The 16,167-nt window shown below is 58.6% G+C and carries 18 protein-coding genes; 16 read left to right on the forward strand and 2 right to left on the reverse strand.

The window, feature by feature from the left end; all coding sequences use genetic code 11:
• The first annotated feature begins 1 nt into the window (after position 1).
• From rpsE to bfr, 12 genes are all read left to right on the forward strand, one after another.
• Complete coding sequence (gene rpsE, locus AC3B5Q_RS02195; RefSeq protein ID WP_003255465.1) at positions 2 to 502, forward strand: 30S ribosomal protein S5; 501 nt, start codon at positions 2 to 4, stop codon at positions 500 to 502.
• Positions 503 to 504: 2 nt separating this feature from the next.
• A complete protein-coding gene (gene rpmD / locus AC3B5Q_RS02200; RefSeq protein WP_003255463.1) occupies positions 505 to 681 on the forward strand; it encodes a 50S ribosomal protein L30 in 177 nt (58 codons plus the stop codon).
• Between the two features lie 3 nt (positions 682 to 684).
• Positions 685 to 1,119: a 50S ribosomal protein L15 gene (gene rplO / locus AC3B5Q_RS02205; protein WP_003255461.1), complete on the forward strand. Its 435-nt coding sequence runs from the start codon at positions 685 to 687 to the stop codon at positions 1,117 to 1,119.
• The gene (secY, locus tag AC3B5Q_RS02210; protein WP_003255459.1) at positions 1,120 to 2,451 is read left to right on the forward strand and encodes a preprotein translocase subunit SecY; all 1,332 of its coding nucleotides are present in this window, start codon (positions 1,120 to 1,122) and stop codon (positions 2,449 to 2,451) included.
• A 28-nt stretch (positions 2,452 to 2,479) separates the two neighbouring features.
• A complete protein-coding gene (gene rpmJ / locus AC3B5Q_RS02215; protein ID WP_002555468.1) occupies positions 2,480 to 2,596 on the forward strand; it encodes a 50S ribosomal protein L36 in 117 nt (38 codons plus the stop codon).
• Positions 2,597 to 2,727: 131 nt separating this feature from the next.
• Positions 2,728 to 3,084, forward strand: a complete 357-nt coding sequence (gene rpsM, locus AC3B5Q_RS02220) for a 30S ribosomal protein S13 (protein ID WP_012316515.1) — start codon at positions 2,728 to 2,730, stop codon at positions 3,082 to 3,084.
• Between the two features lie 18 nt (positions 3,085 to 3,102).
• Complete coding sequence (rpsK, locus tag AC3B5Q_RS02225; protein ID WP_003255454.1) at positions 3,103 to 3,492, forward strand: 30S ribosomal protein S11; 390 nt, start codon at positions 3,103 to 3,105, stop codon at positions 3,490 to 3,492.
• Positions 3,493 to 3,507: 15 nt separating this feature from the next.
• Positions 3,508 to 4,128, forward strand: a complete 621-nt coding sequence (gene rpsD / locus AC3B5Q_RS02230) for a 30S ribosomal protein S4 (RefSeq protein WP_003255453.1) — start codon at positions 3,508 to 3,510, stop codon at positions 4,126 to 4,128.
• A gap of 22 nt (positions 4,129 to 4,150) precedes the next feature.
• Positions 4,151 to 5,152: a DNA-directed RNA polymerase subunit alpha gene (locus tag AC3B5Q_RS02235; RefSeq protein ID WP_003255452.1), complete on the forward strand. Its 1,002-nt coding sequence runs from the start codon at positions 4,151 to 4,153 to the stop codon at positions 5,150 to 5,152.
• Between the two features lie 42 nt (positions 5,153 to 5,194).
• Complete coding sequence (rplQ, locus tag AC3B5Q_RS02240; protein WP_003255451.1) at positions 5,195 to 5,581, forward strand: 50S ribosomal protein L17; 387 nt, start codon at positions 5,195 to 5,197, stop codon at positions 5,579 to 5,581.
• 172 nt (positions 5,582 to 5,753) lie between these two features.
• The gene (locus AC3B5Q_RS02245; protein ID WP_021783894.1) at positions 5,754 to 7,193 is read left to right on the forward strand and encodes a catalase; all 1,440 of its coding nucleotides are present in this window, start codon (positions 5,754 to 5,756) and stop codon (positions 7,191 to 7,193) included.
• A 163-nt stretch (positions 7,194 to 7,356) separates the two neighbouring features.
• Positions 7,357 to 7,821, forward strand: a complete 465-nt coding sequence (bfr, locus tag AC3B5Q_RS02250) for a bacterioferritin (protein WP_003255449.1) — start codon at positions 7,357 to 7,359, stop codon at positions 7,819 to 7,821.
• A gap of 72 nt (positions 7,822 to 7,893) precedes the next feature.
• Here bfr and uvrA read toward each other — a convergent pair whose 3' ends face one another.
• Positions 7,894 to 10,728 carry an excinuclease ABC subunit UvrA gene (uvrA, locus tag AC3B5Q_RS02255; RefSeq protein WP_028697804.1) on the reverse strand — a complete coding sequence of 945 codons (2,835 nt, stop codon included), beginning with the start codon at positions 10,726 to 10,728 and terminating at the stop codon, positions 7,894 to 7,896.
• 129 nt (positions 10,729 to 10,857) lie between these two features.
• On the opposite strand from uvrA, the gene AC3B5Q_RS02260 reads away from it, so the two are divergent.
• Together AC3B5Q_RS02260 and AC3B5Q_RS02265 are read left to right on the forward strand one after the other, a co-directional pair.
• Positions 10,858 to 12,252, forward strand: a complete 1,395-nt coding sequence (locus AC3B5Q_RS02260; protein ID WP_021783896.1) for an MFS transporter — start codon at positions 10,858 to 10,860, stop codon at positions 12,250 to 12,252.
• A 9-nt stretch (positions 12,253 to 12,261) separates the two neighbouring features.
• Positions 12,262 to 12,804, forward strand: coding sequence for a single-stranded DNA-binding protein (locus tag AC3B5Q_RS02265; RefSeq protein WP_021783897.1), 543 nt, complete (start codon positions 12,262 to 12,264; stop codon positions 12,802 to 12,804).
• Between the two features lie 90 nt (positions 12,805 to 12,894).
• Here AC3B5Q_RS02265 and AC3B5Q_RS02270 read toward each other — a convergent pair whose 3' ends face one another.
• The gene (locus tag AC3B5Q_RS02270; protein WP_103463376.1) at positions 12,895 to 14,277 is read right to left on the reverse strand and encodes an aminotransferase-like domain-containing protein; all 1,383 of its coding nucleotides are present in this window, start codon (positions 14,275 to 14,277) and stop codon (positions 12,895 to 12,897) included.
• 200 nt (positions 14,278 to 14,477) lie between these two features.
• Here AC3B5Q_RS02270 and AC3B5Q_RS02275 point away from each other — a divergent pair, with 200 nt between their 5' ends.
• Both AC3B5Q_RS02275 and AC3B5Q_RS02280 read left to right on the forward strand, forming a co-directional pair.
• A complete protein-coding gene (locus AC3B5Q_RS02275) occupies positions 14,478 to 15,263 on the forward strand; it encodes a sulfite exporter TauE/SafE family protein (protein WP_103443400.1) in 786 nt (261 codons plus the stop codon).
• A 21-nt stretch (positions 15,264 to 15,284) separates the two neighbouring features.
• Entirely contained in the window at positions 15,285 to 16,046 is a 762-nt protein-coding gene (locus AC3B5Q_RS02280) for an SDR family NAD(P)-dependent oxidoreductase (RefSeq protein ID WP_488392806.1), read from the forward strand.
• Positions 16,047 to 16,167: the final 121 nt, after the last annotated feature.

A 16,167-nucleotide genomic window follows, 5' to 3' on the forward strand; every position in this document is an offset into this window, starting at 1 on the left:
TATGGCAAATAACGATCAAAAGCGCGACGAAGGCTACATCGAGAAGCTGGTTCAAGTTAACCGCGTTGCCAAAACCGTAAAAGGCGGCCGTATCTTCACCTTCACCGCGCTGACCGTGGTGGGTGATGGTAAAGGTCGTGTTGGCTTCGGCCGTGGCAAGTCGCGCGAAGTACCAGCCGCGATCCAGAAAGCCATGGAAGCTGCTCGCCGCAACATGATTCAGGTTGACCTGAAGGGCACCACCCTGCAGTACGCCACCAAGGCTGCCCACGGCGCCTCGAAGGTTTACATGCAGCCTGCCTCGGAAGGTACCGGTATCATCGCCGGTGGCGCAATGCGTGCTGTCCTGGAAGTTGCTGGTGTTCAGAACGTTCTGGCCAAGTGCTACGGTTCGACCAACCCAGTGAACGTGGTTTACGCCACCTTCAAGGGTCTGAAAGCCATGCAATCTCCTGAATCCATTGCCGCCAAGCGTGGCAAGAGCGTCGAGGAGATCTTCTGATCATGGCAACCGTAAAAGTAACGCTGATCAAGAGCGTCTCGGGCCGTCTGCCTAACCACAAGCTGTGTGTTAAAGGCCTGGGTCTGCGTCGCATCGGTCACACTGTAGAAGTCCAGGATACTCCCGAGAATCGCGGGATGATCAACAAGGCTTACTACATGCTGAAGGTCGAGGGCTAATCGATGAAACTCAATGATCTGAGTCCAGCGCCGGGTTCCCGTCGCGAGAAGCATCGTCCAGGTCGTGGTATCGGTAGCGGTCTGGGTAAGACCGGCGGCCGTGGCCACAAAGGTCAGACTTCCCGTTCGGGTGGTTCGATCGCTCCTGGCTTCGAAGGCGGTCAACAGCCGCTGCACCGTCGCCTGCCGAAGTTCGGCTTCGTTTCCCTGAAAGCCATGGACCGCGCTGAAGTGCGTCTGTCCGAGCTGGCCAAAGTGGAAGGCGACGTGATCTCCGTGCAATCCCTGAAGGATGCCAACGTGATCAACCAGCACATTCAGCGTGTGAAAATCATGCTGTCTGGCGAAGTTACTCGCGCAGTCACCATCAAGGGTATCGCAGCCACCAAGGGTGCGCGTGCGGCTATCGAAGCAGCTGGCGGCAAATTCGAGGAATAAATGGCTAAGCAAGGTGCTCTCTCTTCGCTCGGTAAGGGCGGGATGTCGGAACTCTGGGCTCGTCTGCGCTTTCTGTTCATGGCGATCATCGTCTATCGGATAGGTGCACATATCCCGGTTCCCGGCATCAATCCGGACCGTCTGGCGGATCTGTTTCGGCAGAATGAGGGGACCATTCTTAGCTTGTTCAACATGTTTTCCGGTGGCGCGCTTGAGCGCATGAGCATCTTTGCACTGGGGATCATGCCGTACATTTCGGCATCGATCATCATGCAGTTGATGACGGCGGTCAGCCCGCAACTGGAGCAGTTGAAGAAGGAAGGTGAAGCTGGCCGTCGCAAGATCAGCCAGTACACCCGCTACGGCACCGTTATCCTGGCACTGGTCCAAGCCATTGGCATGTCCATTGGCTTGGCCAACCAGGGCGTGGCGTTTTCTGCAGGCCTGGGCTTCCATGTCGTCGCTGTTTCCACTTTCGTGGCTGGCGCGATGTTCATGATGTGGCTGGGCGAGCAGATCACCGAGCGCGGTGTGGGCAACGGTATCTCGATGTTGATCTTCGCAGGTATCGTTGCCGGTCTTCCGAGAGCAATCGGGCAGTCTTTCGAGTCTGCACGCACAGGCGATATCAACATTTTCGCCCTGGTCGCTATCGGTCTGCTGGCAGTAGCGATTATCGGTTTTGTGGTGTTCATTGAGCGTGGTCAGCGTCGTATCGCCGTTCATTACGCCAAGCGTCAGCAGGGCCGCAAGGTCTTCGCTGCGCAGACCAGCCACTTGCCGCTGAAGGTGAACATGGCAGGGGTTATCCCGGCCATTTTCGCGAGCAGCATTCTGCTGTTCCCGGCTTCGCTGGGTGCCTGGTTTGGTCAGTCTGAAGGTATGGGCTGGCTGCAGGACATCTCGCAGTCGATCGCTCCTGGTCAGCCGTTGAACATTCTGCTGTTTAGTGCAGGGATCATTTTCTTCTGCTTCTTCTACACAGCGTTGATGTTCAATCCGAAAGACGTAGCGGAAAACCTGAAGAAGTCCGGTGCCTTTATTCCGGGTATCCGTCCTGGTGAGCAGTCGGCGCGCTACATTGATGGCGTTCTGACCCGTTTGACCATGTTCGGTGCTCTTTACATGATGGCCGTCTGCCTTCTGCCCCAGTTCCTGGTGGTGGCAGCAAATGTGCCGTTCTACCTTGGCGGGACCTCGTTGCTGATTGTGGTAGTGGTTGTGATGGACTTCATGTCCCAAGTACAATCGCACCTCGTTTCGCACCAGTACGAATCCCTGATGAAGAAAGCCAACCTGAAAGGCTACGGTGGTAGCGGTCTGCTGCGCTGATACGCCCCTAAGGTTCGAGGAGTCGGTAATGAAAGTTCGTGCATCGGTGAAAAAGCTGTGCCGTAACTGCAAGATCATCCGTCGCGAAGGCGTCGTACGAGTGATCTGCAGCGCGGAACCGCGTCACAAACAGCGCCAAGGCTGAGTGTGATCTGCGCTTCAAACCCAGCAGCTAGTGTGCTGCTGGGTTGATTATTCGTTTCTACAGCGATATTATCTCGCGCCCTATTTCTTGGCTTCCGGGGCGTAGGTAGCTGTCAATTGGAGTCCCACTGAATGGCCCGTATTGCAGGCGTCAACATTCCAGATAACAAGCATACTGTTATCTCGCTGACCTACATCTATGGTGTCGGTCGCACAACTGCACAGAAGATTTGTGCAGACGCTGGTGTAAACCCAGCCGCTAAGATCAAGGATCTGAGCGACGAGCAAATCGAAACCCTGCGTGGCGAAGTCGCGAAGTTCACCACCGAAGGTGACCTGCGTCGTGACGTCAACATGAAGATCAAGCGCTTGATGGACCTGGGTTGCTACCGCGGCCTGCGTCATCGTAAAGGTCTGCCGGTTCGCGGTCAGCGCACCAAGACCAACGCACGCACCCGTAAGGGCCCGCGTAAGCCGATCCGCAAGTAATCGCCCAGGAATATAGACATGGCAAAACCTGCTGCTCGTCCTCGTAAGAAAGTCAAAAAGACAGTGGTTGATGGCATCGCCCACATCCACGCTTCTTTCAACAACACCATCGTGACCATCACCGATCGTCAGGGCAATGCTTTGTCCTGGGCGACTTCCGGTGGTTCGGGTTTCCGTGGTTCGCGCAAATCCACCCCGTTCGCAGCCCAGATCGCTGCTGAGCGTGCTGGTCAAGCTGCGCTGGAATACGGTCTGAAGAACCTCGACGTTAACGTCAAGGGTCCAGGTCCAGGTCGTGAGTCCGCCGTTCGTGCATTGAACAGCTGCGGCTACAAGATCGCCAGCATCACCGACGTGACGCCAATCCCGCACAACGGGTGCCGTCCGCCGAAGAAGCGTCGCGTGTAATCAGGAGACAGAAGAATGGCACGTTACATTGGTCCAAAATGCAAACTGTCTCGTCGTGAAGGCACTGATCTGTTCCTGAAGAGCGGCGTTCGCGCTCTGGAATCGAAGTGCAATATCGAAGCAGCCCCAGGTATCCACGGCCAGCGCCGTGGCCGTCAGTCCGACTACGGCACCCAGCTGCGTGAGAAACAAAAAGTCCGTCGTATCTACGGTGTTCTGGAGCGTCAGTTCCGCGGTTACTACCAAGCTGCTGCCTCGAAAAAAGGCGCAACCGGTGAGAACCTGCTGCAACTGCTCGAGTGCCGTCTGGATAACGTCGTTTACCGTATGGGCTTCGGCTCGACTCGTTCCGAGTCCCGTCAGCTGGTTTCGCACAAAGCGATCAGCGTCAACGGTAAGACTGTAAACATTCCATCCTACCAAGTTCGTCCGGGTGACGTGGTCGCAGTCCGCGAGAAATCGCTGGGCCAGTTGCGCATTGTTCAAGCCCTTGAACTGTGCGCCCAGCGTGGCCGCGTTGAGTGGGTTGACGTGGATGCTGCTAAAAAGTCGGGCGTTTTCAAGAACGTTCCTGCTCGCAGCGACCTGTCTGCCGACATCAACGAAAACCTGATTGTCGAGCTCTACTCCAAGTAAGGGCTAGAAAATAGGTGCATCCATGCAGATTTCGGTAAATGAGTTCCTGACTCCCCGCCATATTGATGTGCAGGTAGTCAGTCCGACCCGCGCCAAGATTACGCTCGAGCCTCTCGAGCGTGGTTTCGGCCATACCCTGGGCAACGCGCTGCGCCGCATCCTGTTGTCCTCCATGCCTGGCTGTGCAGTAGTCGAGGCCGAGATCGATGGCGTACTCCATGAGTACTCCGCGATCGAAGGTGTTCAGGAAGACGTAATTGAAATCCTGTTGAACCTGAAAGGCCTGGCTATCAAACTGCATGGTCGTGACGAAGTTACGCTGACCTTGTCGAAAAAGGGTTCGGGGGTGGTTACCGCTGCCGATATTCAGCTGGATCACGATGTCGAGATCGTCAACCCCGATCACGTAATCGCGAACCTGGCGTCGAACGGCGCTCTGAACATGAAGCTCACTGTAGCTCGTGGTCGTGGTTACGAGCCGGCCGACTCCCGTCAAACCGACGAAGACGAAAGCCGTAGCATTGGCCGTCTGCAGTTGGACGCTTCGTTCAGCCCGGTGCGTCGTATCGCCTATGTGGTCGAGAACGCCCGTGTTGAACAGCGTACCAACCTGGACAAACTGGTCATTGATCTGGAAACCAACGGCACCCTGGATCCTGAAGAGGCTATCCGCCGCGCTGCGACCATTCTGCAACAGCAGTTGGCCGCGTTCGTCGACCTCAAAGGTGACAGTGAGCCTGTCGTAGTCGAGCAGGAAGACGAGATCGACCCGATCCTGCTGCGTCCGGTTGACGACCTGGAACTGACTGTACGTTCGGCCAACTGCCTCAAGGCGGAGAACATCTACTACATCGGCGACCTGATTCAGCGTACCGAAGTAGAGCTGTTGAAGACTCCTAACCTGGGTAAGAAGTCCCTGACTGAAATCAAGGACGTTCTGGCCTCTCGTGGTCTGTCTCTCGGCATGCGCCTCGACAACTGGCCGCCTGCAAGTCTTAAGAAAGACGACAAGGCGACCGCCTGATCGTCGTAATCACCGAACGTAGTGTTTGGTAAGGAATGAATCATGCGTCATCGTAAAAGTGGACGTCACCTGAGCCGTACCAGCTCTCACCGCAAGGCTATGTTCCAGAACATGGCAGTGTCGCTGATCGAGCACGAGCTGATCAAAACCACCCTGCCGAAAGCCAAGGAACTGCGCCGCGTTGCCGAGCCGCTGATCACCCTGGCCAAGGAAGACAGCGTTGCTAACCGTCGTCTGGCCTTCGACCGTACCCGTTCGAAGTCCGCTGTTGGCAAACTGTTCAACGACCTGGGCAAGCGTTACGCCACCCGTCAGGGCGGCTACCTGCGCATCCTGAAGTGCGGTTTCCGCGCTGGCGACAACGCGCCTATGGCGTACGTCGAGCTGGTTGATCGTCCGGTCGGCGGTGCTGTAGAAGCTGCTGAGTAAGACGTTCTGTCTGCTACAAAGAACCGGGCCTAGTGCCCGGTTTTTTGTTTGTATACTTATTGTTTATTTCTATTGATATAAGTTATGTAATAAATTTGTACCTGTAATCTCGCTCGGCAATACTCTCTTTACAGCCGATAAGCCGGCGCTTGTAGACCGATAAGGAGAGCCCATGAGCAAGATTCTCACCACCGCTAGCGGTGCACCTGTAGCCGACAACCAGAACTCCCGCTCCGCCGGCCCGCGCGGTCCGCTGCTGCTCGACGACTTCCACCTGATCGAGAAGCTCGCCCATTTCAACCGCGAGAACATTCCAGAGCGCCGTGTCCATGCCAAAGGTTCGGGTGCCTATGGCACCTTTACCGTTACTCACGATATTACCGGCTATACCAGCGCCAAACTGTTCGAAGAGATCGGTAAACAAACTGAGACTTTCTTACGTTTCTCCACCGTTGGTGGCGAGCGCGGTTCGGCTGATACCGAGCGTGACCCGCGCGGCTTCGCGGTGAAGTTCTACACCGAGGAAGGCAACTGGGACATTGTCGGTAACAACACGCCAGTATTCTTCATTCGCGACCCACTGAAGTTCCCGGACTTTATCCACACCCAGAAGCGCCACCCGCAGTCCAACCTGAAGAACGCCCAGATGATGTGGGATTTCTGGTCGCACTCCCCTGAAGCGCTGCATCAGGTCACCATCCTCTTTTCCGACCGTGGCATTCCGGACGGCTACCGCCATATGCATGGTTTTGGCAGCCACACCTACAGCCTGATCAATGCAAAGGGTGAGCGTACCTGGGTCAAGTGGCACTTCAAGACTCAACAAGGCATCAAGAACCTCACCCCGGCAGACGCTGCACGCCTGGCAGGTACCGACCCGGATTACGCTCAGCGAGATCTGTTTGAGGCTATCGAGCGTGGCGACTACCCGCGCTGGACGGTCTGCATTCAGGTGATGAGCGAAGCCGAGGCTGCCAGCCGTGACGAGAACCCATTCGACGTGACCAAGACGTGGTCGCAGAAGGACTATCCGCTCATCAAGGTGGGTGTGCTGGAACTCAATCGTAACCCGCTCAACTATTTCGCAGAGGTCGAGCAGGCCGCGTTCGGGCCTAGCAATATGGTGCCCGGCGTCGGTCTTTCGCCAGACCGGATGCTTCAAGGCCGCGTATTCGCCTACGCCGACGCGCACCGCTATCGCGTGGGTACCAATCACCAGCAATTGCCAGTCAATGCGCCACGCTGCCCGGTAAACAGCTATCAGCGCGACGGCTCCATGGCTACCGGCGGCTACGGTAGTGCACCGAACTATGAACCAAACAGCTACAGCGACGCCCCGAAACAGTCCCCACGCCATGCTGAGCCAGCATTGGCCATGAATGGTTCGGCTGATCGCTACGATCACCGCGAGGACACTGACTATTTCAGCCACGCCGGCGCTTTGTTCCGTTTGATGAGCGATGAGCAGAAGGCCCTGCTGATCAGCAACATCGCTGGCACCATGGCGGGCGTCAGCGAAGACGTGATCCAGCGTCAGTTGCAGTACTTCTTCAAGGCGGATCCGGCCTACGGCGAAGGGATTGCGAAGGCTTTGGGCATCAATTTCGCCTAAGTCGAAGTGATAAGTAGAACCGCCCTCATTTGGGCGGTTTTTCAATGAATATCACTACTGTTTAACCGTTTTTTTGCGTCTGATTGCGCGTTTTTCAGTGACCGTAGACAAAAGCTGGTTCACACTATGTGGCATAGACGTTTTCACATGGAGAATCAGGGCGATGCAAGGCCACCCGGACGTAATCAACTATCTCGTCACGCTGCTGAAGGGCGAACTGGCGGCACGCGACCAGTACTTCATTCATTCGCGCATGTACGAAGACTGGGGCCTGTCCAAGCTCTACGAGCGCATCAACCACGAGATGGAGGAAGAGACGCAGCACGCCGATGCCCTGATGCGTCGTATCCTCATGCTCGAAGGTACCCCTGACATGCGTGCGGATGACCTGGAGGTCGGCAGCACTGTGCCGGAAATGATCGAGGCAGACCTCAAGCTCGAATACAAGGTGCGCGGTGCGCTTTGCAAAGGTATCGAGCTGTGCGAACTGCACAAGGACTACGTCAGCCGTGACATCCTGCGTGCTCAGCTGGCCGACACCGAAGAAGATCACACCTACTGGCTTGAGAAGCAGCAGGGCCTGATCAAGGCCATCGGGCTGGAAAACTACCTGCAGTCGCAGATGTAAGTTATCCACAGGCTCAAATAAAAGCCCCTGGCACCATAGGTACCAGGGGCTTTTTCATTGCGCTGGCAACACTCAGGCTCGATCCCGCTCCAGCAATGGTTTCAGGTAATGGCCGGTATATGACTGCTTCATCTCGCTCAGCTCTTCTGGCGTACCGCAGGCAATGATCTGGCCACCCTTGGAGCCACCTTCCGGCCCCAGGTCAACCAGCCAGTCGGCGGTCTTGATCACATCCAGGTTATGCTCGATCACCACCACGGTATTGCCGTGGTCGCGCAGGCGATGCAATACGTCGAGCAGTTGCTGGATATCGGCAAAGTGCAGGCCGGTGGTAGGTTCGTCGAGGATGTACAAAGTCTTGCCGGTATCGCGCTTGGACAGTTCGCGTGACAGCTTCACGCGCTGTGCCTCACCCCCTGACAGCGTGGTCGCTGACTGCCCCAGTTTGATGTACGACAGGCCCACATCCATCAACGTTTGCAGCTTGCGCGCCAGCGCCGGCACCGCATCGAAGAACTCTCGGGCATCCTCGATGGTCATTTCCAGCACTTCGTGGATGTTCTTGCCCTTGTACTTGATCTCCAGGGTTTCGCGGTTGTAGCGCTTGCTCTTGCACACGTCACACGGCACGTAGATGTCCGGCAGGAAGTGCATTTCCACTTTGATCAGGCCATCGCCCTGGCAGGCCTCGCAACGGCCACCCTTGACGTTGAACGAGAAACGTCCCGGGCCATAACCACGCGAGCGTGACTCCGGTACACCAGAGAACAGCTCGCGGATCGGTGTGAAGATACCCGTGTAGGTCGCCGGGTTGGAGCGCGGGGTCCGGCCTATCGGGCTCTGGTCGATATCCACCACCTTGTCCAGGTGCTGCAGGCCATCCATGCTGTGGTGTGGTGCGGCTTCCAGGCTGCTTGCGCCATTTAGGGCGGTGGCGGCCAAGGGGTAAAGGGTGTTGTTGATCAGCGTCGACTTACCCGAGCCGGATACACCGGTCACGCAGGTCAGCAGGCCGATCGGCACTTCCAGGTCGACGTTCTGCAGGTTGTTGCCACGCGCGCCCTTGAGCTTGAGTTGCAGCTTCTTGTTGCGCGGCGTGCGCTTGGCCGGCACAACGATCTTCTTGCGCCCGGACAGGTACTTGCCAGTCAGCGAATCGGGGTGGTCCATGACCTCCTGGGGCGAGCCCTCGGCGACGATCTGTCCGCCGTGCACACCAGCGCCAGGGCCGATGTCGACCACGTAGTCGGCCAGCCGGATGGCGTCCTCGTCGTGCTCCACCACGATCACCGTGTTGCCCAGGTCGCGCAAATGGTTGAGGGTGGCCAACAGGCGGTCGTTGTCGCGTTGATGAAGGCCGATGGACGGTTCATCGAGGATGTACATCACCCCCACAAGACCGGCGCCGATCTGGCTGGCCAGGCGGATACGTTGCGCTTCACCACCGGACAGGGTGTCGGCGCTACGATCCAGGGTCAGGTAGTCGAGGCCGACGTTGACCAGGAACTGAAGTCGTTCGCAGATTTCCTTGAGGATTTTTGCCGCGATTTCGCCACGCCGGCCGGTCAGGGTCAGTTCGCCAAAGTAGTTGCTGGCTTCACCGATCGGCATATTGGTTACCGCCGGCAGGGTCTTCTCGCCCACCCACACATGGCGCGCCTCGCGGCGCAGGCGCGTACCCCGGCAATCCGGGCACGGTTGTGTGCCAAGGAACTTGGCCAGTTCTTCACGCACCGTGGCCGATTCGGTTTCGCGGTAGCGGCGCTCAAGGTTCGGCACAATGCCTTCGAACGGGTGCGATCGCTTGACGATGTCGCCTCGGTCGTTGAGGTACTTGAAGTCGACACTCTGCTTGCCGCTGCCCTGCAGGATCACCTTCTGGTGTTCGGCCGACAGCTCGCCGAAAGGCTCCTCCAGGCTGAAGCCATAGTGCGCGGCTAACGAACCAAGCATCTGGAAGTAGTACACGTTACGGCGGTCCCAGCCGCGGATCGCGCCTTCGGCCAAGGTGAGCTCGGTGTTGACCAGGCGTTTGGTGTCGAAGAACTGTTTGACCCCCAGGCCGTCGCAGGTCGGGCAGGCGCCAGCCGGGTTGTTGAAGGAGAACAGCTTCGGTTCCAGCTCACTGATCGCGTGGCCGCACACTGGGCAGGCGAAGCGCGCGGAGAATATCGTCTCTTCGCCTTGTTCGCCGTCCATCGGTGCCACCAAGGCAATACCATCGGCCAGCTTCAGCGCGGTCTCGAACGATTCGGCCAGGCGCTGTTGCAGGTCGGCGCGCACTTTGAAACGGTCCACCACCACATCGATGCTGTGCTTCTTCTGCTTGTCCAGCTTGGGCAACTCATCGAGTTCGTAGAGTTTGCCGTTGACCCTGGCCCGCACGAAGCCCTGGGCGCGCAGCTCGTCAAACACTGCCAGATGCTCACCTTTGCGCTCGCGCACTACCGGCGCGAGCAGCATCAGTTTGCTGCCTTCCGGGTTTTCCAGCACCAGGTCGACCATTTGGCTGATCGTTTGCGCCTCCAGCGGAATATCGTGGTCCGGGCAGCGTGGCGTACCGACGCGGGCGTACAGCAGGCGCAGGTAGTCATAGATTTCGGTGATGGTGCCGACCGTGGAACGCGGGTTGTGCGAGGTCGATTTCTGCTCGATCGAAATCGCCGGCGACAGGCCTTCGATGGTGTCGACGTCGGGTTTTTCCATCATCGACAGGAACTGCCGGGCGTAGGCCGACAGCGACTCCACGTAGCGGCGCTGGCCTTCGGCGTACAAGGTATCGAACGCCAGGGACGACTTGCCGGAACCGGACAGGCCGGTGATCACGATCAACTTGTCCCGGGGCAGGGTCAGGTCGATGTTCTTCAGGTTGTGGGTACGTGCCCCACGAATCAGGATCTTGTCCACTACGGCCTCGCTCGGCGGGCATAAACAAGGAAGTATACGGCGCCCTGCCAGTACGCGGCAAAGCGTCGCGTAGATGCCGTCAAGCTGTCGGACTGATAGAATCGCCGCCGGTTCACACGAGGTTAATCCATGCACGACACCCACAACGAGCGCATGAGTGGCGGCGAAACCCGCGCCGCTGGCGGCCTTGCCCTGGTCTTTGCCTTTCGTATGCTGGGCATGTTCATGGTCTTGCCGGTACTGGCCACCTACGGCATGGACCTGGCTGGCGCCACGCCTGCGCTGATCGGCCTGGCCATTGGGGCCTATGGCCTTACACAGGCGGTATTTCAGATTCCGTTCGGGATGATTTCCGACCGCATCGGTCGCCGGCCGGTGATTTATCTGGGGCTGGTGATCTTTGCCCTTGGCAGCGTGCTGGCGGCCCAGGCCGACTCTATCTGGGGCGTGATTGCCGGGCGCATCCTGCAGGGCGCCGGGGCAATTTCTGCTGCGGTCATGGCGCTGCTGTCCGACCTCACCCGCGAGCAACACCGGACCAAGGCCATGGCCATGATCGGCATGAGCATCGGCCTGTCGTTCGCTGTCGCCATGGTCGTTGGTCCACTGCTGACAAGTGCCTTTGGTTTGTCAGGTTTGTTCCTGGTCACGGCTGGGCTTGCCCTGGTAGGCATCCTGTTGATCGCGTTTGTCGTGCCCAACACCCACAGCATCCTGCAGCACCGCGAGTCGGGTGTGGCACGCCAGGCCATCGGCCCAACCCTGCGCCATCCGGACCTTCTGCGCCTGGACGTAAGCATTTTCATCCTGCACGCCATCCTCATGGCCAGCTTCGTTGCGCTGCCGCTGGCGTTCGTCGAGCGTGGCGGCCTGCCCAAGGAGCAGCACTGGTGGGTGTACCTGACCGCGCTGTTCATCTCATTTTTTGCAATGGTCCCGTTCATCATCTACGGCGAAAAAAAGCGCAAGATGAAACGTGTGTTGGCCGGCGCGGTCAGTGTCCTGCTGCTGACAGAGATATACTTCTGGGAGTGGGCTGACGGTTTGCGCGGACTGGTGATTGGCACCGTGGTATTCTTTACCGCATTCAACCTGCTGGAGGCTTCGCTGCCTTCTCTGGTGAGCAAGGTGTCGCCTGCCGGTGGCAAGGGGACGGCAATGGGGGTGTATTCCACCAGCCAGTTCCTCGGCGCAGCGTTAGGCGGGATTCTTGGTGGCTGGCTGTTCCAGCACGGTGGGCTGGACACGGTGTTCCTCGGTAGTGCGGCGCTGTGTGCTATCTGGCTGATCGTTGCCTTGCGCATGAACGAGCCGCCATATGTGACCAGCCTGCGCTTGCCCCTGACGCCTGAGGCGGTCCGGGAAGCCGGCCTGACCGAGCGCCTGATGGCCGTGCCGGGTGTGACCGACGCTGTGGTGGTTGCAGAAGAAGCCGCCATCTATATCAAACTGGATACGAAAATTTTGGACCGTGCGACCCTCGAGCGACTGGTGAATCCAGCCTCTTCGGCGTGCGAAGCCTAGGAGAACGTTATGGCCCGTGGGGTTAACAAAGTCATTCTGGTCGGTACCTGTGGCCAGGATCCCGAAGTCCGCTACCTGCCCAACGGTAACGCCGTGACCAACCTGAGCCTGGCCACCAGCGAGCAGTGGACTGACAAGCAGTCGGGCCAGAAGGTCGAGCGTACCGAGTGGCACCGTGTGTCGTTGTTCGGCAAGGTTGCCGAAATCGCTGGCGAATACCTGCGCAAGGGTTCGCAGTGCTACATCGAAGGCAAGCTGCAGACCCGCGAGTGGGAAAAAGACGGCATCAAGCGCTACACCACCGAGATCATCGTCGACATCAACGGCACCATGCAGCTGCTCGGCGGTCGTCCGCAGGGCCAGCAGCAGGGCGGTGACCCGTACAACCAGGGTGGCGGCAATTACGGTGGTGGCCAGCAGCAATACAACCAGGCACCGCCACGCCAGCAGGCCCAGCGCCCGCAACAGGCCCCCCAGCGCCCAGCGCCGCAACAGCCTGCGCCGCAGCCGGCTGCTGATTTCGACAGCTTCGATGACGATATTCCGTTCTGATCAGAGCGGTAAGGCGTTCAGCAGGACCAGAAACCCGGGGCAGTTGCCCTGGGTTTTTTTATGGGCAGCACCGCATATCTGGCATCGCGGTCAGTAGAACAATCGCGGCTCCGGCGAATCCAGCAGGCTTGCCAGCTTGGTCAGGGCAAAGGCCAGTTCCTGGCGGCTGGGTGCCATCAGGGCGATGCGCACACCGCTGGTGGCGTGGCTGCGTTCTGGCAGGAACTGGCTGCCGCTGACTACCGTTACGCCGTTGTCACGCGCAAGGTTGGCAAACTCGTCGCTGGTCCACGGTTCTGGCAGCTCCAGCCAGATATGGAAGCTGTGAGGCTGAGTGCGGACCTTGTATCGGCCAAGAATCTCCCGGGCCAGGTGCTGGCGTGCTGCCGCCTCATCTTGTTGCATACGCACCAACTGGTCGGCCTTGCCGCTGTTGATCAGGTTGCTGGCCAGTTGCGCCATCAGTGGCGATGGCATCCACACGCTGCTGCGTACCATCGATGATAACCGTGACAGGGTTTGCGGCGGGGCGTACAGGTAGCCGATGCGCAGTGCCGGCAGCACGCTTTTGGACAGGCTGGTGAGGTACACCGAGCGTTCAGGCGCATACGCTGCAAGCGGCTTGTAGTCCGGGTTGGGCTCGAGAAAACCGTAGATATCGTCATCCACGATGTACAGGTCGAACTCCCGGGCGATCTCGGCGATGGCCTGGCGCCTTGCAGGGGGCATGATCGAGTTGGTCGGGTTCTGGTGCGTGGTGACGCACACCAGCAGGGAAGGGCGGTGTTCCAGGCAGGCCGCGCGCAATGCCTCCGGGATGATCCCGTGTTCGTCCATGGCTACGCCGCGCAGGCGCCGGCCCATGCTGTGGGCCAGGGATATGATGCCGGGGTAGCAAAGCGACTCGCACAGCACCACATCGTCACTCTTCGACAGGCTGCTGATGGTCACCAGCAGCCCATGCTGGGCGCCAGCGGTCAGTACTACCTGCTGCCAACGCGCATCAGGCAGCCAGCGCTGTATCCAGGTCGCACCGGCTTGTTTGTGGGACGTGTGGCCACCCTCTGTCACATAGTCGAGTACCTGCCCCAAGTCCGAGGAGGCGGCCATTTCGCTGATAGCCGCGCCTAGCCATTCGCTCATGTGAGCGTCGTTGGGCTTGATGATCGAGAGATCGATCTGGCTGCTTTCGCCGGCCACGGGCGCGGGCACCGACGGGGGGGTTAATGGCTGTCGCAATTGCCTGACAAACGTGCCTCGGCCTACCTCGCCCGCCACCAAACCACGCTTGGCTGCTTCGTCGTAGGCCCTGCCAACAGTGCCGGGGGTTACATTCAGCGCCTCGGCGAGGTCCTTGAGTGTGGGTAAGCGATCGCCTTCTGCAAGCCGACCACCTTCGATGTCCTGTTCAAGGGCATCAGCGATCATCAGGTAAACCGGCTGTGTTTGATGGCTGAATTGAGGGACCCACATGGAAATGGCACCAGACGCTGCAAGAGCGCGAAAGCCTAGCATGAAAGCTCGGATGCAGGTAATGATGGTAATTGGTTTGATTGAGTTGATTTTATTTTAGATTGAATCGATTCAATTTTTGAAATTACAATCATCGCCCGATCAGGCCAGCCGCACTCGCGCTGTGCCTGGCTTAAACGCTCCACTGGATGGACATTGCTATGGAAATTCTGGGTTCTTACTGGGCGGAGCACTGGTTGCTGGCCATCCTCATGCTTGGCGCGATCGCCTTCGTTGCGGGTTTCGTCGACAGCATTGCCGGTGGTGGTGGCTTGTTTCTGGTACCGGGCTTTCTGCTGGTTGGCATGCCGCCGCAGGTGGCACTGGGCCAGGAAAAACTGGTCAGTACCCTTGGCACACTGGCGGCTATCCGAAACTTCCTGGCCAACAGCAAGATGGTCTGGCAGGTAGCGTTGGTCGGAGTGCCGTTTTCGCTGCTAGGCGCCTACCTGGGGGCTCACCTGATCGTGTCGATCTCGCAGGAAACTGTGGGCAAGATCATCCTGGCACTGATCCCGCTCGGTATTCTCATTTTCCTTACCCCCAAGGACCGCCCGGTCGAGGAGCGCGAACTGTCATCGCGCATGCTGTTCACCGTGGTCCCGCTGACCTGCCTGGCCATTGGCTTCTATGACGGCTTCTTCGGCCCCGGTACCGGCAGCATGTTCATCATCGCTTTCCATTACCTGTTGCGCATGGACCTGGTCTCCAGTTCGGCCAACTCCAAAACCTTCAACTTCGCTTCCAACATCGGTGCGTTGGTCGCCTTCGTCAGCGCAGGCAAGGTCGTCTACCTGCTGGCATTGCCACTTGTGGCCTGCAACATCCTCGGTAACCACCTGGGCAGTTCCCTGGCCTTGCGTAAAGGCAACGAAGTGGTGCGCAAGGTGTTGGTGTTCTCGATGCTCTGCCTGTTCACCAGCCTGGGCGTGAAGTACCTGACTTGATCCATTGATAGGAGATAACGAATGAAAACCGCATTTGTAACCGGTGCTTCCTCAGGCTTTGGCCTCGCCATCTGCTGCACCCTGATCGGCAAAGGCTACCGCGTGGTCGGTGGGGCCAGGCGCATGGACAAACTGAAAGCACTGGAGGCTGAACTGGGCGCCAATTTCATTCCGCTGGCGCTGGATGTCACTGATTCAGTATCGCTCGAGAAGGCGGTCGAGCAGATGCGTGAGGCGTCGCTGCAGATCGATCTGCTGGTCAACAACGCGGGGCTGGCGCTGGGCGTGGACCGTGCCCAAGCCAGCAGTGCCGCAAACTGGCAGCAGATGATCGACACCAACATCACCGGCCTGGCCATGGTCACCCACAAGATTCTGCCGCAGATGGTGGAAGCCGATAGCGGCATGATCATCAACATCGGCTCGATCGCCGGTACTTACCCCTACCCGGGCGGTAACGTGTATGGCGCCAGCAAGGCGTTCGTCCGCCAGTTCAGCCTCAACCTGCGTGCCGACCTGGCTGGCACCCGCGTGCGGGTAAGCAACATCGAGCCGGGGCTGTGCTCAGGCACTGACTTCTCGATGGTGCGCCTGAATGGCGACGTGGATGCCGTGCAGGCCCTGTATCGGGATGTAGAGGCCCTCCTGCCGGAGGACATTGCAGCAACGGTAGCCTGGGTTGCCGAGCAGCCGGCGCATGTAAACATCAACACCATCGAGATCATGCCTGTGGCGCAGAGCAGTGCGGCGCTGAATGTGGTGCGCAACCTGCCACGTACCTGATTGGTGCTGTACCGCTGACTCAGGTCATCGCACCTTCTGGATTCTTGACTAGTCTTATCCTTTGGCGGCTATCAATTGGCCGCCACCGTGACTACCAAGAGGCGCCGGCAATGTTCCGTGC

Source organism: Pseudomonas sp. D5(2026) (assembly GCF_057766845.1).

Excerpts from the sequence above, each read along its gene's own strand:
- AC3B5Q_RS02275 (WP_103443400.1), top strand. The coding sequence starts at position 14,478 with ATGGAAATTCTGGGTTCTTACTGGGCGGAGCACTGGTTGCTGGCCATC.
- rplO (WP_003255461.1), top strand. The coding sequence starts at position 685 with ATGAAACTCAATGATCTGAGTCCAGCGCCGGGTTCCCGTCGCGAGAAG.
- AC3B5Q_RS02235 (WP_003255452.1), top strand. The coding sequence starts at position 4,151 with ATGCAGATTTCGGTAAATGAGTTCCTGACTCCCCGCCATATTGATGTG.
- rpsM (WP_012316515.1), top strand. The coding sequence starts at position 2,728 with ATGGCCCGTATTGCAGGCGTCAACATTCCAGATAACAAGCATACTGTT.
- AC3B5Q_RS02265 (WP_021783897.1), top strand. The coding sequence starts at position 12,262 with ATGGCCCGTGGGGTTAACAAAGTCATTCTGGTCGGTACCTGTGGCCAG.
- rpsD (WP_003255453.1), top strand. The coding sequence starts at position 3,508 with ATGGCACGTTACATTGGTCCAAAATGCAAACTGTCTCGTCGTGAAGGC.
- rplQ (WP_003255451.1), top strand. The coding sequence starts at position 5,195 with ATGCGTCATCGTAAAAGTGGACGTCACCTGAGCCGTACCAGCTCTCAC.
- rpmJ (WP_002555468.1), top strand. The coding sequence starts at position 2,480 with ATGAAAGTTCGTGCATCGGTGAAAAAGCTGTGCCGTAACTGCAAGATC.
- AC3B5Q_RS02245 (WP_021783894.1), top strand. The coding sequence starts at position 5,754 with ATGAGCAAGATTCTCACCACCGCTAGCGGTGCACCTGTAGCCGACAAC.
- rpmD (WP_003255463.1), top strand. The coding sequence starts at position 505 with ATGGCAACCGTAAAAGTAACGCTGATCAAGAGCGTCTCGGGCCGTCTG.
- AC3B5Q_RS02280 (WP_488392806.1), top strand. The coding sequence starts at position 15,285 with ATGAAAACCGCATTTGTAACCGGTGCTTCCTCAGGCTTTGGCCTCGCC.
- rpsE (WP_003255465.1), top strand. The coding sequence starts at position 2 with ATGGCAAATAACGATCAAAAGCGCGACGAAGGCTACATCGAGAAGCTG.
- bfr (WP_003255449.1), top strand. The coding sequence starts at position 7,357 with ATGCAAGGCCACCCGGACGTAATCAACTATCTCGTCACGCTGCTGAAG.
- rpsK (WP_003255454.1), top strand. The coding sequence starts at position 3,103 with ATGGCAAAACCTGCTGCTCGTCCTCGTAAGAAAGTCAAAAAGACAGTG.
- secY (WP_003255459.1), top strand. The coding sequence starts at position 1,120 with ATGGCTAAGCAAGGTGCTCTCTCTTCGCTCGGTAAGGGCGGGATGTCG.
- AC3B5Q_RS02270 (WP_103463376.1), bottom strand. The coding sequence starts at position 14,277 with ATGTGGGTCCCTCAATTCAGCCATCAAACACAGCCGGTTTACCTGATG.
- AC3B5Q_RS02260 (WP_021783896.1), top strand. The coding sequence starts at position 10,858 with ATGCACGACACCCACAACGAGCGCATGAGTGGCGGCGAAACCCGCGCC.